Genomic DNA, 14,679 nt, shown 5'->3' with positions numbered 1-14,679 from the left:
TCTGGTCTCCTTAAAAATAACCCTGACGCTTTTTCAGCTCCATCGAACCGGATTGATCACTATCAATCAGCCGTCCCTGCCGTTCACTGGTAGTCGATATCAACATTTCTTCTATGATTTCCGGTAATGTCCCTGCATCCGACTCCACAGCACCTGTCAGCGGCCAACAACCCAATGTTCTGAAACGAACTTTACGCTGACTGATAACTTCTCCAGTTTTCAGATCAATGCGATCATCGTCAACCATAATCCATGTTCCGTCGCGCTGAATAACCGGACGATGTTTAGCGAAATAAAGGGGAACAATGTCAATCTGTTCTAAATAGATGTATTGCCAGATGTCCAATTCAGTCCAGTTGGATAACGGGAATACGCGGATGCTTTCCCCTTTGTTAATCTGGCCGTTATAGTTGCGCCAGAGTTCTGGGCGCTGGTTTTTGGGATCCCAGCGATGAACGCGATCACGGAATGAGTAAATCCGTTCTTTCGCCCGCGATTTTTCTTCATCACGCCGCGCCCCACCAAATGCAGCATCAAAACCATATTTATTCAGCGCCTGTTTCAATCCCTCTGTCTTCATGATGTCGGTATGTTTTGCGCTGCCATGAATAAAAGGATTAATTCCCAGTTCATCCCCTTGTGGATTGCGGTAAACCAGCAATTCAAGACCATACTCTTCCACAGTACGATCGCGGAAATCATACATGTCCCGAAATTTCCAGCCTGTATCCACGTGCAGTAAAGGAAAAGGAACCTTTCCCGGATAAAAAGCCTTACGTGCGAGGTGCAGCATGACTGAAGAATCTTTACCTATCGAATAGAGCATCACAGGGTTGGCAAATTCAGCCGCGACTTCCCGTATGATATGGATACTTTCAGCTTCAAGTTGCTGTAAATGTGTCAGTCTTTTTTTGTCCATTGACCACTCCTTATTCAAAATCAATAACAGCTGGATGATTTACTTGAGCAACCGTTTTTTCTTGATCAGTCAATGGATTTTGATCAACGGATTGCTGCCCAAACCACGCTATCTGATGATGGAGTTGAGCCACTTCTCCCACTACCAGCAAAGCAGGAGATGGAGCTTCCTGTGCCAACCGTTCCAGTTCGGATAAGGTTCCGGTCAACACTTGCTGTTCTTGACGAGTGCCACAACCAATGACGGCAACGGGAGTATCGGCATCCCGCCCGTGTGAAATCAGTTTTTGACTGATTAAGGCAGATTTCATGATGCCCATGTAAATTGCCAGTGTTTGATTGCCCCGCGCTAATGCAGGCCAATCCAATTCATTACCGTTTTCACGGCAATGACCTGTAATAAAAGTGACGCTTTGAGAATGTTCTCGATGTGTCAAAGGAATACCTGCATACGCAGAAGCACCAACGGCAGCGGTAATACCGGGCACAACCTGAAAAGGAATACCAGCCTCTGCCGCAATTTGTAATTCTTCTCCGCCACGACCAAAAATAAAGGGATCGCCTCCTTTCAGGCGCACAACTTTTTTCCCTTGGTTTGCCAGTTTAACGATAAGCGCATTCGTTTCTTCCTGAACAACAGAATGATTACCCGCTCTTTTTCCAACGCAGATTTTGTCTGCATCACGGCGCACTAATTCCAGAATCTCGTCACTAACCAAATGGTCATAGAGGACGACATCAGCCTGCTGGAGCACCTGCAAACCTTTTAATGTCAGTAAACCCGGATCTCCCGGCCCTGCTCCTACCAACGCCAATTCTCCTTGGATGCGAGAATTATCCTGAGTGAATTGTTGTTCGAGTTGTTCTTCTGCTTGTTGTAATTGTCCATTAGCAACCAAAGTGGCAAAACGCCCACTAAATGCCTTTTCCCAAAAATGACGTCGCTGACGCATGGAAGCAAACCGCTGTTTTACGCGTTCACGCCAGCGGCCTGCAATGTCTGCCATTGAACCAAGATGAAATGGCAGTAAGGACTCCAACTTTTCCCGCAATAATTTTGTCAATACCGGAGATTTTCCGGCCGATGAAATAGCGACCATAATCGGAGAACGATCAATGATGGATGGAAAAATAGCGGAGCAAAGTGGTTGGTTATCCACAACATTAACCAGAATTGCCCAGTTATTGGCTTCTTCAAAAATAGATTGGTTGAGATTGTGATCGTCAGTCGCGGCAATCACTAAAAATACGCCATTAAGATATTCGGTTTTAAACGTTCCCTGTAACCACTCAAACTCTCCCTTTTGATGACGCTGTTGCAGTTCTGCATGTAATTCAGGTGCAACAACTGTTAACGCTGCACCAGTACGCAGTAACAAACTTGCCTTGCGGGAAGCAATTTCTCCACCTCCCACCAGCAATACTTTTCGGGCTTTGAGCTCAACAAATAAGGGTAAATAGTCCACAGTGACATGCCATCCAGTGTTTAATTTTTTAATAATTATCTAAAGGATGAATATATGAAGCTGTGACGAGGTTATGAAATGACAAAAAGTAATTATTAGTTCCTGAATTGCATAAGGTCAGTTTTTTAATGGGTTATGAAATTGCAACATGTGAAATATTCAGGAAAAACTCCTGCTTTTTTATTGTGTACCGCCTCTTTGCTGAAAGAGGTTATTTTGTGATATGAATCACATTTTAAGGTTATAAAAATGCTGTTTATTATCACACCTTACGTTTATTTCATCGACTTATTTAGATGATCCCTTCAGGTTACAAATAAAATCCACCTCGGCTTTACCATTCTTATTTTTGTAAATCACCCAATACAAAATGAGATATCCCACCGGAATACTGGACATATTGCTTAAAGGACGTGAACATCATAATCCCTATTAGAATGCTTTTGTGCGCTAATATTTATTGATTAAATTTTAATTTTTGCAAATTAAATTCAAAACTTAAACCCAGAGAAAAAGAAAAATATTATAAAGATATTTTATCTAAGTTATTCCCAAGTAGTAGATTTTAAATCTGGTGCATTCAACGTGCAAGCGTATCTATCTAACTTCACTGACCGAAAACCTGTAAAATAATACATTTTAAACAGGAAAATACGAATACTCAGTGCCTCTTGAAAGTTTAAATACCAAATATTCGCAATATAGGTGATGGATGGCTATTATTTATTCTTGGATGACGACGACTTCATCTGGATTGAGCAAGTTCTTTTACTTTTATACAAAAGGTTCTATTTTTTATGATGAATACCAAAAAATTACTTTTATCAATTTCTCTTTTTAGCGCGTTATTTCTTAGTGGTTGTGCCAGCGTACCTCTTGCAACTGAACAAGAATCATCGAAAGCTAAAAGCTTCTCTGCGCCAGAGAAAGGCAGATCTGGTTTATATATCTACCGCGATAGCTTTGTCGGTAAGGCTCTAAAAAAAGATATTTATGTTGATGGGAAGTGTATTGGAGAAACAGCGGATAAAACTTTTTTCTACACACAAGTATCAGGTGATCAAAATCACAAAATATCTACTGAATCAGAATTCTCCCCTAATGACCTGCTCATTTTTACTGAATCTGGAAAAAATTACTTCATAAGACAATACATAAAAATGGGCGTTTTTGTTGGCGGTGCGGGTTTGAGTGTATCAACTGAAGATGAAGGGAAAAGAGTGATATCTAAGGCAGGTGTTCATCTTGCAAAGGAAGGGCATTGTGAGAACTGATTTTTAGCATAACAACTACACAATGCTAAGTTAACAGCAGTATCTGAGAATATTTCATTAATAAACGCCAGCTTTACTGCACAAAAAAATCTCGCCTTACCAACGAGTTTTTTGTTTTACACATTGATTTTTAGTGGAATTAATGCTTCTGATTATGTTTTATGTAATCAAATTTTAGTTTAGAGGTGGCCTGAGTAAACGGCCACTTCTATAAGAATTCAGGAACAAATTCAACCTTCGTGCAAACCGCACTCACGTTTCAGGCCAAAAAAACGAGTTTGTTCTTCACTCATACCCGGTTCCCATTTTTGCGTCGTATGGGTATCCCCCACAGAGAGATAGCCTTCTTCCCACAATGGATGGTACTCAAGGCCATGCTGAGTCAGGTATTGATGTACGCGCCGATTATCCCAATCAATCATTGGCAGGATTTTGAAAACATCTCGTTGAATTGCCAGTACAGGCAAATTAGCGCGGCTTTCTGATTGCTGACGACGCAAACCTGCAAACCAACTCTGTGCTTTCAATTCTTTCAATGCACGGTTCATCGGCTCAACTTTGTTGATCTGATTATAACGTTCAATGCCTTCTATTCCCTGCTCCCATAATTTGCCATAACGCGTTTCTTGCCAAACTGAGGAGTGCTCTGCACGAAAAACCTTCAGGTTCAAGTTGAGTTTTTCGGTCAGCCTATCGATAAATTGATAAGTTTCGGGAAATAAGTACCCCGTATCGGTAAGCACGACGGGAATATCAGGGTACTCCCGTGTCACAAGATGTAAGCAAACTGCCGCCTGAATACCAAAACTAGAGGAAAGCACAAATTCGCCGGGCAAATGTTCCAGCGCCCATTTCACGCGATCATGGGCATCCAACAACTCTAATTGTTGATTGATGTCAGCCAGCGCCGTGGTTTGCTGTTCTGGTGTCAGTGCCGCCAGCTCCGGGAGATTCAATCGGCTCATACAGCCTCCTGCCAGTCGTAAAAATCGACTGCTGAATTCAATACTGGCTTAATGATATCGGCGCGGATCAGGAAGTCGCCAAAACATTCATTGGCATGACGCTCTGATGCCCAACGACCAATTAATGTATCCAGTATCTCAATGATCTCTGCTGATGTGATATTTTCCCTGTACATGCGGGGAATTCGGTTACCAATGCGGTTTCCTCCCAAATGCAGGTTATAACGATCAAGCGCTTTACCCACCAGCCCTATTTCTGCCAGCATTGCCCTGCCGCATCCATTGGGGCAGCCAGTGACACGCAAAATGATCTCTTCATCAGCAACACCGTGCTTTTCCATCAATGTATCAATATGGTCAACAAAGGCCGGCAAGAAACGTTCAGCTTCGGCCATTGCCAATGGACAAGTCGGAAATGAAACGCAGGCCATAGAATGATGACGTAAAGTCGTCACACCATCATCAATTAAGCCATGAGCACGGGCAATTTGCTCAATCCGAGATTTTTCACTTTCCGGTATTCCCGCTACAATCAGGTTTTGATTGGCAGTCAGACGAAAATCGCCTTGATGGATTTTTGCAATTTCTGCGATCCCTGTTTTTAACGGTTTCTCAGGATAATCCAGTAAACGCCCATTTTCGATAAATAAGGTTAGGTGCCATTGATCATCAATGCCTTTTAACCAACCCATTTGATCTCCCCGACTGGTGAATTCATAGGGTCGGACCGTTTCAAATTTCACACCAGCACGCTTTTCAACTTCCTGTTTGAACGTTTCTACACCCACACGCTCAAGGGTATATTTGGTTTTCGCATTTTTACGATCAGTTCGGTTACCCCAATCTCGCTGGGTTGTCACGATGGCTTCTGCAATCGCCAATGTATGTTCTAGTGGAATATAACCAAATTCACTCGCCAAACGGGGGAATGTTTTCTTATCACCGTGAGTCATGGCTAATCCACCACCGACCAACACATTAAAGCCGATCAGTTGATCATTTTCTGCAATAGCAACAAAGTTCATATCGTTGGCATGCAGATCAACGTCATTTTGTGGCGGGATCACTACTGAGGTTTTGAATTTACGGGGCAAATAAGTTTTGCCAAGGATCGGCTCTTCATCGGTTGTCGCGATTTTTTCTTTATCCAGCCAGATTTCAGCATACGCGTTAGTCCGTGGCAACAGATGTTCCGATATCTTTTTAGCCCATTCATAAGCCTGTTGGTGTAAAACAGATTGCACGGGATTAGATGTGCACAGTACATTGCGATTAACGTCATTGGCTGTCGCCAGTGAATCCAGCCCCATCAATGCCAGCAGTTGATGCGCAGGTTTAAGATTATTTTTCAGAATGCCATGAAACTGAAATGTCTGCCGATTGGTCAATCGAATGCTGCCGTACAGCGTATTTTCTGTCGCAAAACGATCAATGCCCAGCCACTGTTTGGGGGTAATAATCCCCCCCGGCAAACGGCAACGCAGCATCATGGCATGGCGCGGTTCGAGTTTTTGTTCTGCGCGCTCAGTCCGGATATCACGATCATCTTGCTGATACATGCCGTGAAAGCGGATAAGCAGGAAATTATCTCCCTCAAACCCACCTGTCAGCCCATTTTTTAAATCTTCGCTGATGGTTCCCCGCAGGTAATTGCTGTCCAGCTTCATACGCTCACTATCTGCAAGTTTACCTTCAACGATCAAAGGCCCTTGTTTTTCTTTGCTCACATTGCTCATGTTAGTAAACATCTCTCTGATAACGGCGCTCAAGGCGCAATTCACTCAAGAATTCATCAGCCTGCTCGGCATCCATACCACCATGTTGTGAAATAATGTCCAATAGGGCTTGTTCTACGTCTTTTGCCATGCGATTAGCATCGCCACAAACATACAGATGCGCACCATCCTGAATCCAACGCCAGACTTCTTCGCCTTGCTCATATAGTTTGTCTTGTACATATACTTTATGTTGCTGATCCCGTGACCATGCCAAATCAATGCGAGTCAACAAACCCTCTTTCACATAACGCTGGAATTCAACCTGATACAGAAAATCCTCAACAAAATGTGGATTGCCAAAAAACAGCCAGTTTTTACCTTCTGTCCCCTGACTATCACGCTCTTGCAAAAATGCCCTGAATGGAGCAATGCCCGTTCCCGGCCCAATCATAATGACAGGCGTATTGGGATCAGCGGGCAAGCGAAAATTATTATTCTTTTCGATGAAAACGCGGATGCCATCATCTTCCTGCAAGCGATCAGCCAAATAACCTGATGTACCTCCAGTACGCGCTCGCCCTTCAATGTCGTAGCGAACCACCCCTACGGTAATGTGGACTTCATTTTCAACTTCAGATTGTGAAGAAGAAATGGAATAGAGCCGGGGTGTCAGTGGGCGCAGTAAATCAACAAATTGTTGAGCTTCAGGATGTGCAGCGACGTTTCTGACCATATCCACAATTGGTGTTGACTGAGCATATTGCTGCAATGCCTGTTTATCAGCCACTAATGCCAGCAGCTTTTCATCCTTCGCCAATGCGGTATATTTCTCAACAATCATGCCGGTGTTTTGAGTCAGCTCTAGATGACTTATCAGCGCCTCACGCAGTGGAAGTAACTTGCCATTCACATTAACTTGTTCTGAACCTTCCAACCAAAGCAGGGCTATTAATTCATCCACCAAAGCGGGATCGTTTTCAAACCAAACTCCAAGGGCATCCCCCGGCTGATAAGTCAGCCCTGAATCCCCCAGATCAATTTCAACGTGGCGAACATCTTTGTCAGAACCACGTCCCGTGATTTTTTGGTTGGACAACAGCGATGCAGCCAAGGGCGTTTCCTTGGTATACATCGCACTCACTGAATCCGTTTGTGCAGTTGATATTGCCTGAGTTGAAACAGATTGAGCAGAGGTGGCTGATTTTGCCTGTACTGACAGGCGCAGTTGTAAAATATCTGTGATTTGTCGGCGCCATTGATCGGCCAGCGCTTGATACTCCACATCAGCGTCAACACGATCCAATAAGCGCTGTGCGCCAAGCTCATTCAGACGGTTATCAAAATCTTTTCCTGCCTGACAGAAATTTTCATACGAAGTGTCTCCCAAGCCAAATACCGCATAAACCGTATCTTTCATTGATGGCGCTTTTTTGGAATAGAGATACTTATAGAGCGCTACCGCCTCTTCTGCTGGTTCACCTTCACCTTGCGTCGAAGCAATAATAATCAGTATCCGTTCTTGGGAAATTTGCTTAAACTTATAATCACCTGCGTTAATCAAGTTCACATTGAGATTTGCAGCCAATAATGAATCTCTAAGTTGTTCGGCTAAACGACGGGCATTACCTGTTTGTGAAGCAGAGAGTAAGGTTACTGTTTCCTGCATAGATACAACAGGCGTCTCCATCTCCGTTTGCGGCTGGTGATTCACCATTCCCCAAAAATAGCCAGATAACCAAGCTAATTGGTGTGATGAAAAATCACTCGTTGCTGATTGCAGGCGTGATAGCTGTTCTGGAGAAACAGGTAATAATACAGTTGAAGGTGGTTTTGCGGTCATTGTCCAGTGCCCTTTGCTATAGCGAATATCCATGCAGGGAGAATAAATAAAGTACAACTATCATAAACATGGATTAATTATCAGGTTATCCCAAAATAGGATGAGTAATTAAAGAAAGGATCGCAATATCTCATAACCAAAATGCCTAACTTTATTTACAGATTTAATATATCGATAAAGTTGTTAAGCGCTGTGTTTTATTCCTCCAGAAAAATCACGTTAAGCGCACAAAGTTCAGGTAGAATAGCCGGCCTTTTGAAATCGGGGAACGCATCATGATTACAACTATCTTTAAAGATTTTCAATTTGAAGCAGCACATCATCTCCCACATGTTCCTGAGGGGCATAAATGTGGACGCCTGCATGGACATTCATTTATGGTACGCGTGGAGCTTACCGGAGAAGTCGATCCCCTCAGCGGCTGGCTTATGGACTTTGCCGATGTAAAAACTGCTTTTAAACCCATTTGGGAACAGCTTGATCACCACTATCTCAATGAAATTCCCGGGCTTGAAAATCCAACCAGTGAAGTCCTGGCCAAGTGGATATGGGAACGGCTGAAACCGATATTATCCCAACTCAGTGCCGTAATGGTGAAAGAAACCTGTAGCGCAGGTTGTATCTATCGAGGTGAGTAAAGATTCAGCACCAGAATCTGGTGCTGAATGAATTTCAGGCGATATTTAAGTATTTATGGGTCTGCATCGAAAAACGCCAGTTTCGGGCAATACACGTTTCAATGCACAGGCGGGTCGCTTCTTCTTTCTGACTGATGGGTTGTAAAGCAATTATCGGGGCGGAACTGCCATCAAGCATCGTCAGCAATTCATCCAATGCTTCAATATCGCGCTCCCGCCCAACAGGATGTTTAATTTCATTTGCTCGTTTCATGGCCTCAGGCAAAACTCGATATCCACCACGCATTTTTACTTTTGGCGAAACTGTCACCCACGTTTTTTCAGAGCACTGAATTTCGTGTGTACCACTTGTCTCTATCTGGCATTGATAACCTTCATTTTCCAGTGTTTCAGTCAGAGGACGCAGATCATATAAGCATGGTTCGCCTCCGGTAATCACGATATGACGTGCGCTGTAGCCTTGACGAGTGAATATGCCAAGTAGCTGCTTCGCTGTCGCCATACCCCAGGTATCGCTGTCTTGCGATTTCAGTAAGATGTTTTCCATGGGCTGCTGTTTATCAGCCTCTTTTTCCCATGTATGCTTGGTATCACACCAACTACACCCTACCGGACATCCTTGTAAGCGGATGAAGACCGAAGGAACACCGGTAAACACCCCTTCTCCCTGTAAAGTTTGAAAAATTTCATTTATTGGGTAAATCATAAAAAAACTCTGGTTTTACTAAACTGCCCGTTATTATTACAGATATCTATCCCGCGAACATCCATCTTTATGGTATGGTATTGGGTTGCTTTTGCTGGCATCTCAAACCAGACAGGGCATCGTATGCCTAAAATACTCTCTGGCATGAAAGGATAGATGGGAATAACGAATGCAAAATAATGAAAATCAGCTTAAACAGGGCCTAAGCGTGCGGCACATCCGCTTTATGGCTTTAGGCTCTGCAATAGGCACGGGGCTGTTTTACGGCTCAGCAGCAGCAATTCAGCAAGCTGGCCCCGCTGTGTTGCTGGCCTATTTAATCGGCGGTGCTGCCGTATTTATTGTGATGAGAGCACTTGGCGAAATGGCCGTTCATCATCCCGTCTCCGGTTCTTTTTCACAATATGCCAGCCATTATCTGGGGCCTTTGGCCGGTTTTCTGACGGGTTGGATCTATATTCTTGAAATGCTCTTTGTTTGTCTGGCTGATATTACCGCATTCGGCACATATATGAAGCTTTGGTTCCCTCATGTTGATCAGTGGATTTGGGTATTGGGAATTGTATGCTTTATTGGTGCCCTCAATCTATGCCATGTAAAGATCTTCGGTGAAATGGAATTCTGGCTTTCTATCATCAAAGTCACCGCCATCATTGCCATGATTGTAGGTGGTATTGCCATTATGTTTTACGGTTTCGGGCAAACAACTGAACATGCTACCGGGTTTTCCAACTTATGGGAGCACGGTGGTTTTATGCCAAATGGCATCGGTGGGGTGATAGCGTCCTTTGCCATTGTGATGTTCGCTTTCGGTGGTATAGAAGTCATTGGCATCACCGCGAGTGAAGCGAAAAATCCCGAAAAGACAATCCCTAAAGCAATCAATGCTGTTCCATTTCGTATCTTGATCTTCTATGTCCTGACCCTGTGTATCCTGATGTGTATCTATCCATGGAATCAAATTGGTCAGGAAGGAAGCCCATTCGTACAAATTTTTTCCAATCTGGGGATTAATTCAGCCGCGAATATTCTGAATGTCGTGGTGATTACCGCGGCCATTTCCGCTATTAATAGTGATATTTTTGGTGCAGGCAGGATGATGTACGGTATGGCCCAAGAAGGGCAAGCACCTAAATCATTCAAGAAACTGACTCGTAATGGCGTACCATGGATGACCGTCCTTGTCATGATATCAGTTCTGTTACTGGGCGTGGTTCTGAATTATCTTATCCCTACAGAAATTTTCATTCTTATCGCCTCTGTCGCTACATTTGCAACGGTTTGGGTATGGTTGATGATCTTGCTTTCCCATGTTGCCATGCGCCGCAAAATGAGTGCAGAAGAAATCAGGACGTTAAAATTCCCCATTCCAATGTGGCCAATTGCCCCGGCTATTACGATCATTTTCATGATCAGCGTCATCGCATTGTTAGGTTATTTTGAACAAACGAGAGATGCTTTATACGTTGGAATAGGTTGGGTAATTTTGCTCACGCTGGCCTACCTCTTCAGTGTGAAAAAGAAGCAATCAACAACACGCTCCTCAAATCAATAAGTTAAAAAAAGCGTCGATAAATTTCGGCGCTTTTTTATTCCTTCAATCAATAATCACCAGTTATTTTCTTTATCAGTTATAGAGAGAAGTTCACAATCAATGGGTTGTGATCAGAAGCGACTGTCGTTAAAACCGTTGCATTCAGGACTTTTAATCCACGATAAAAAACGAAATCCAACGGCTTACCAAAAACAATCGTTCTGTGATCATCATCGAAATACACTTCTTCAAGTTGCATACGATGTGCAAAACGCGCCAGAACTTTTAATCTCTGGCGACTCCACGCATTAAAGTCTCCGGCAAAAATAACGGGGCCGTCATGCAGTCCTATGTGGATACCAAGATTGTCCAGCTGCCTGCTATAAACATCGACACCAAGACTGAAGTTAATGGCATGCACATTTATCACCATCAATTGGCGTTCATCGGGTAGTGGGTAAATCGTGATTAATGAGGACTTAGATAGCCTGAGTATCGGTTCTTTTTCGCGAAGTGGGCAGCAATAAACAGGTGAAGAAGATGCCAATGTCATTACACCCGATGGATGCTGAGGTATGACAAATGCAGGAACTTGATCTGCAACCAAGCCACTGGCTGTAATGAATTTCAATAAATCCGGGGTCGTTTGCGCTTCTTGCAGTAAGATAAGGTCGCTCTTCTCGGCTAAAGAGGTCAGAACACTTTTCCATAATGGACGTTGCTGCTTATAGATATTCCAAATAGCGATAGAAAGTTCGTTATTGCTGGCAAGAATCGGTTCCCCACGTGGCAACGCGGCTTCTTCTAATAGTTGCTTAGAAGTAGGAAAAACTTGTTCTACAGGCTGACCCGCGACATATCGCATAGCATAATTTTTTTTCGCATATCTCATCCTCATATTTACAAGCTTTCTTTCATACAGCCTTCTCGCGTAGCTTTTTCTTTCCAAGCTTACCTCCGCCATACGCCACCCCATTCGCTACTTAATATGACATACACATTATTGATTTCAATCTCCTATGCACAAAAAAATGGCTCAACGATGAGAGAATAGATTAACAATATGAGTTATTACAATTATTTATAAAAAATTAATATTAAGATCTAATAAATATAAAATTGCGCATTCAATAATATAATTTTACTTGACGAAATAATAACGTAAAGATACTGTTTCATTTGATGACTGTCATACAACCAGCATGTTGAAATCAAAGTATGAAGGAACTGAATATGCCAAAAAATATTTTCGAACAAGATGAGTTGAATAATATTGATGCGTATCATTCCCAATTTACTTCATCAATGCTACCTTCAATTAAGGCATTAGCGGACTTACAAAAAGCCGTCGATGAGGTTATGAATGGAGATAATCCAGATTTTTTGAATATAGCCTCTATATTATCATCACTAAAACAGGAAGATATTGTAGATATATTAAATGATATTCTGGAAAAAAGAGAAATTACCTCAAATTATGAAGGGGTATCTGAAGATCATATTTATCTACATAGACAAAATAATTTTAATTTATTAATCAGGCTTATTGGTGATAGTGAGCAAGATACACTTTATACAAATGAATTTGATATTTTTGTCATCAATCCGACAAATACGGAAATAATAGTCCCTTGCTATGAGTTTTGTTCAGAACAAAATATACTCCAAAAACCAAAACCCATAAAAAGAGTTGAAGATTGTCATTTTAAACCAAATAAAGTTTATTACTTTGAAGCTTATAAATATATCTTAGATTTTGATGTTGAATCTTCTCCTAATAATTTCGTATTGATTGTACATTCTGATCCGAAAGGGTGGATTACATGGGTTTATAACAGAGAAACATTAGAGCCAATACAAAGTATCTGTACAAATTTGCAGGCATCCAGAATTCTATTATATGTCAGGCTATTAGGAGAGATGAAGGCATCCCAAGCTATTCAATGTATTGAAAATTTAGCAACATCCAATTACGCAAACTTTGTACGCTGGGAAGCAGTACAGAGCCTTTCCAAAATAGCGCCATCCAATTGCCTAAAAATTCTTAAAATACTGGCGGAGAATGACCAAGATCCAATACTTAAACAAGCTGCTATACATAGCCTAGAAATGACAATGGCAAAAAATTGTTAAAAATGTCATTGCCAGTTCAGGAGAAACAGAATATGACGATAGATAGCACCCCAACAGTCAAAAATGTACTGGATCTTAAAAAATTTCTTGCATTGTTAAAAAGCTCAGATGTCATCTCTCATATAAATAAAAGGATTTATATAGAAGAAGAAATTAATCAAGTCGCTGAATGGCTGTATTCTTATGCCGCCAATAAAGAAGAAATCATTTCTTTTATTTGTTCAGATCTCAGAGATCCAACACAGTTTCAGAAAGAAAATGATATGCAAGCACCTACTTACTTGATTTACAAAGATAAAAGAATCTCTATCAGGATGGTTGTTTGGCTGCCGTTGAAAAATCAGTTCGATTTTGTACCACTTCCTTATGGAAAAGCACATGATCATGATTTTGATTTCTGGACTGTTAATTTCTTTGGGAATGGCTATAAAACTAGCCTATATGACTACAACGACAATGACATAAACGGCACAGAGGGTGAATCAGTAACATTGAATTTTTCCGGTGATCGATTGTTATCTGCGGGCAATGTCATGTTTTATAGACGAAACAAAGACGTACATATCCAATACCCACCAAAAGATTTTTGCGTATCGTTAAATTTGATAGTGCAGCCAGAAACAAAAGTGAGCCAAAATAAACTAATTTTAGATAATGAAGAAAAACCAACAGAAAACCAACAAGTTATTGCACATATAAAAAAAGGGAGGAAAGAAAGCTATCACGCCCAAGAGTCACTATTCCACGGATTATTAAAATTAGGTAACGAAAAAAGTCGTCAGCTCGCTTTGCAAGTAGCCCGTAATCACAGCAGAGATGAAATACGTGCTATTGCCTTTGAGGCTATATTAGACGCTGCTGAATGTTCATATAACAAGGACGATATTAGTGATCTCATTAGCTTAGTAAATGATGATAAAAGTAGTTATGTCAGAATAAGAGTAAAAGAAAAAATCAAGGCTATCTTATCCAAATAAGTGAGAAGTCTTTACAATCCTGTTGATCAAAGGGGAAATAAAATGAATCATATTGAACAAATTCAAAACAAAAAAGCAGGAGTAATTGCAGAAATTTCTCTTGCCTCTTTCGGTACAGAAATCTTGCTGGCCGGTGCAGTACCTCACACTCTCTCCGGCAACAAAGCTGGTCGTGAAATAGACGCTGGAGGGGCTGAACGAGGTTGTTTATACCCATATGGTTTATCAGAAGGACAATGAAATTGCTGATTCAGGTTAGTAAAATCAGTCCAATATTCATACACGAGATTTATCAGAATTCAGAATATAGCCATTGAAAGCGGTTAACAATCAAAGCAATTTATTACAACAGATAATTATTGCAGATAAGAAAAAACCCTGAGATTTCTCTCAGGGTTTTTCTCGAAATAAGGTGGCGGTGCGGACGGGACTCGAACCCGCGACCCCCGGCGTGACAGGCCGGTATTCTAACCAACTGAACTACCGCACCACCGAATTTCTTTCTCCCGC

General features: G+C 41.9%; 13 protein-coding genes and 1 tRNA gene. 6 read left to right on the top strand and 8 right to left on the bottom strand.

What is annotated here, in order from left to right; genetic code table 11:
- Positions 1–10: 10 nt before the first annotated feature.
- Both cysD and cysG read right to left on the bottom strand, forming a co-directional pair.
- Entirely contained in the window at positions 11–919 is a 909-nt protein-coding gene (cysD, locus tag Xmir_RS05155) for a sulfate adenylyltransferase subunit CysD (RefSeq protein ID WP_099113357.1), read from the bottom strand.
- Positions 920–929: 10 nt separating this feature from the next.
- Entirely contained in the window at positions 930–2,384 is a 1,455-nt protein-coding gene (gene cysG / locus Xmir_RS05150) for a siroheme synthase CysG (protein WP_099113356.1), read from the bottom strand.
- A gap of 797 nt (positions 2,385–3,181) precedes the next feature.
- Between cysG and Xmir_RS05145 the strand changes: the two genes are divergently transcribed.
- On the top strand, positions 3,182–3,658 hold the full coding sequence (locus tag Xmir_RS05145; protein ID WP_208620388.1) for a DUF2846 domain-containing protein: 477 nt from the start codon (positions 3,182–3,184) through the stop codon (positions 3,656–3,658).
- Positions 3,659–3,888: 230 nt separating this feature from the next.
- On the opposite strand, the gene Xmir_RS05140 is transcribed toward Xmir_RS05145, so the two are convergent.
- The 3 genes from Xmir_RS05140 to cysJ are packed head-to-tail and all read right to left on the bottom strand — an operon-like array spanning position 3,889 to position 8,181.
- The gene (locus Xmir_RS05140; protein ID WP_099113355.1) at positions 3,889–4,623 is read right to left on the bottom strand and encodes a phosphoadenylyl-sulfate reductase; all 735 of its coding nucleotides are present in this window, start codon (positions 4,621–4,623) and stop codon (positions 3,889–3,891) included.
- Positions 4,620–6,359 carry an assimilatory sulfite reductase (NADPH) hemoprotein subunit gene (cysI, locus tag Xmir_RS05135; RefSeq protein ID WP_099113354.1) on the bottom strand — a complete coding sequence of 580 codons (1,740 nt, stop codon included), beginning with the start codon at positions 6,357–6,359 and terminating at the stop codon, positions 4,620–4,622. The genes Xmir_RS05140 and cysI overlap by 4 nt, the downstream gene beginning before the upstream one ends.
- A gap of 1 nt (position 6,360) precedes the next feature.
- Positions 6,361–8,181, bottom strand: a complete 1,821-nt coding sequence (cysJ, locus tag Xmir_RS05130) for an NADPH-dependent assimilatory sulfite reductase flavoprotein subunit (RefSeq protein ID WP_099113353.1) — start codon at positions 8,179–8,181, stop codon at positions 6,361–6,363.
- Between the two features lie 275 nt (positions 8,182–8,456).
- Here cysJ and queD point away from each other — a divergent pair, with 275 nt between their 5' ends.
- A complete protein-coding gene (gene queD, locus Xmir_RS05125) occupies positions 8,457–8,819 on the top strand; it encodes a 6-carboxytetrahydropterin synthase QueD (protein WP_099113352.1) in 363 nt (120 codons plus the stop codon).
- 34 nt (positions 8,820–8,853) lie between these two features.
- Here the strand turns inward: queD and queE are convergent, their stop codons facing one another.
- Positions 8,854–9,525, bottom strand: a complete 672-nt coding sequence (gene queE / locus Xmir_RS05120; protein ID WP_099113351.1) for a 7-carboxy-7-deazaguanine synthase QueE — start codon at positions 9,523–9,525, stop codon at positions 8,854–8,856.
- 169 nt (positions 9,526–9,694) lie between these two features.
- Between queE and Xmir_RS05115 the strand changes: the two genes are divergently transcribed.
- A complete protein-coding gene (locus Xmir_RS05115) occupies positions 9,695–11,080 on the top strand; it encodes an amino acid permease (RefSeq protein WP_099113350.1) in 1,386 nt (461 codons plus the stop codon).
- Positions 11,081–11,156: 76 nt separating this feature from the next.
- On the opposite strand, the gene Xmir_RS05110 is transcribed toward Xmir_RS05115, so the two are convergent.
- Entirely contained in the window at positions 11,157–11,951 is a 795-nt protein-coding gene (locus tag Xmir_RS05110; protein ID WP_255523075.1) for an endonuclease/exonuclease/phosphatase family protein, read from the bottom strand.
- A 341-nt stretch (positions 11,952–12,292) separates the two neighbouring features.
- Here Xmir_RS05110 and Xmir_RS05105 point away from each other — a divergent pair, with 341 nt between their 5' ends.
- The 3 genes from Xmir_RS05105 to Xmir_RS05095 are packed head-to-tail and all read left to right on the top strand — an operon-like array spanning position 12,293 to position 14,409.
- On the top strand, positions 12,293–13,192 hold the full coding sequence (locus Xmir_RS05105) for a HEAT repeat domain-containing protein (protein ID WP_167385943.1): 900 nt from the start codon (positions 12,293–12,295) through the stop codon (positions 13,190–13,192).
- A 32-nt stretch (positions 13,193–13,224) separates the two neighbouring features.
- Entirely contained in the window at positions 13,225–14,169 is a 945-nt protein-coding gene (locus Xmir_RS05100; RefSeq protein WP_099113347.1) for a hypothetical protein, read from the top strand.
- A gap of 42 nt (positions 14,170–14,211) precedes the next feature.
- Entirely contained in the window at positions 14,212–14,409 is a 198-nt protein-coding gene (locus Xmir_RS05095; RefSeq protein ID WP_099113346.1) for a hypothetical protein, read from the top strand.
- Positions 14,410–14,582: 173 nt separating this feature from the next.
- On the opposite strand, the gene Xmir_RS05090 is transcribed toward Xmir_RS05095, so the two are convergent.
- Positions 14,583–14,659, bottom strand: a tRNA-Asp gene (locus tag Xmir_RS05090).
- Between the last annotated feature and the right edge of the window lie 20 nt (positions 14,660–14,679).

The sequence above is a fragment of the Xenorhabdus miraniensis genome (assembly GCF_002632615.1).
This window is presented reverse-complemented; position numbering and strand designations above follow the sequence as displayed.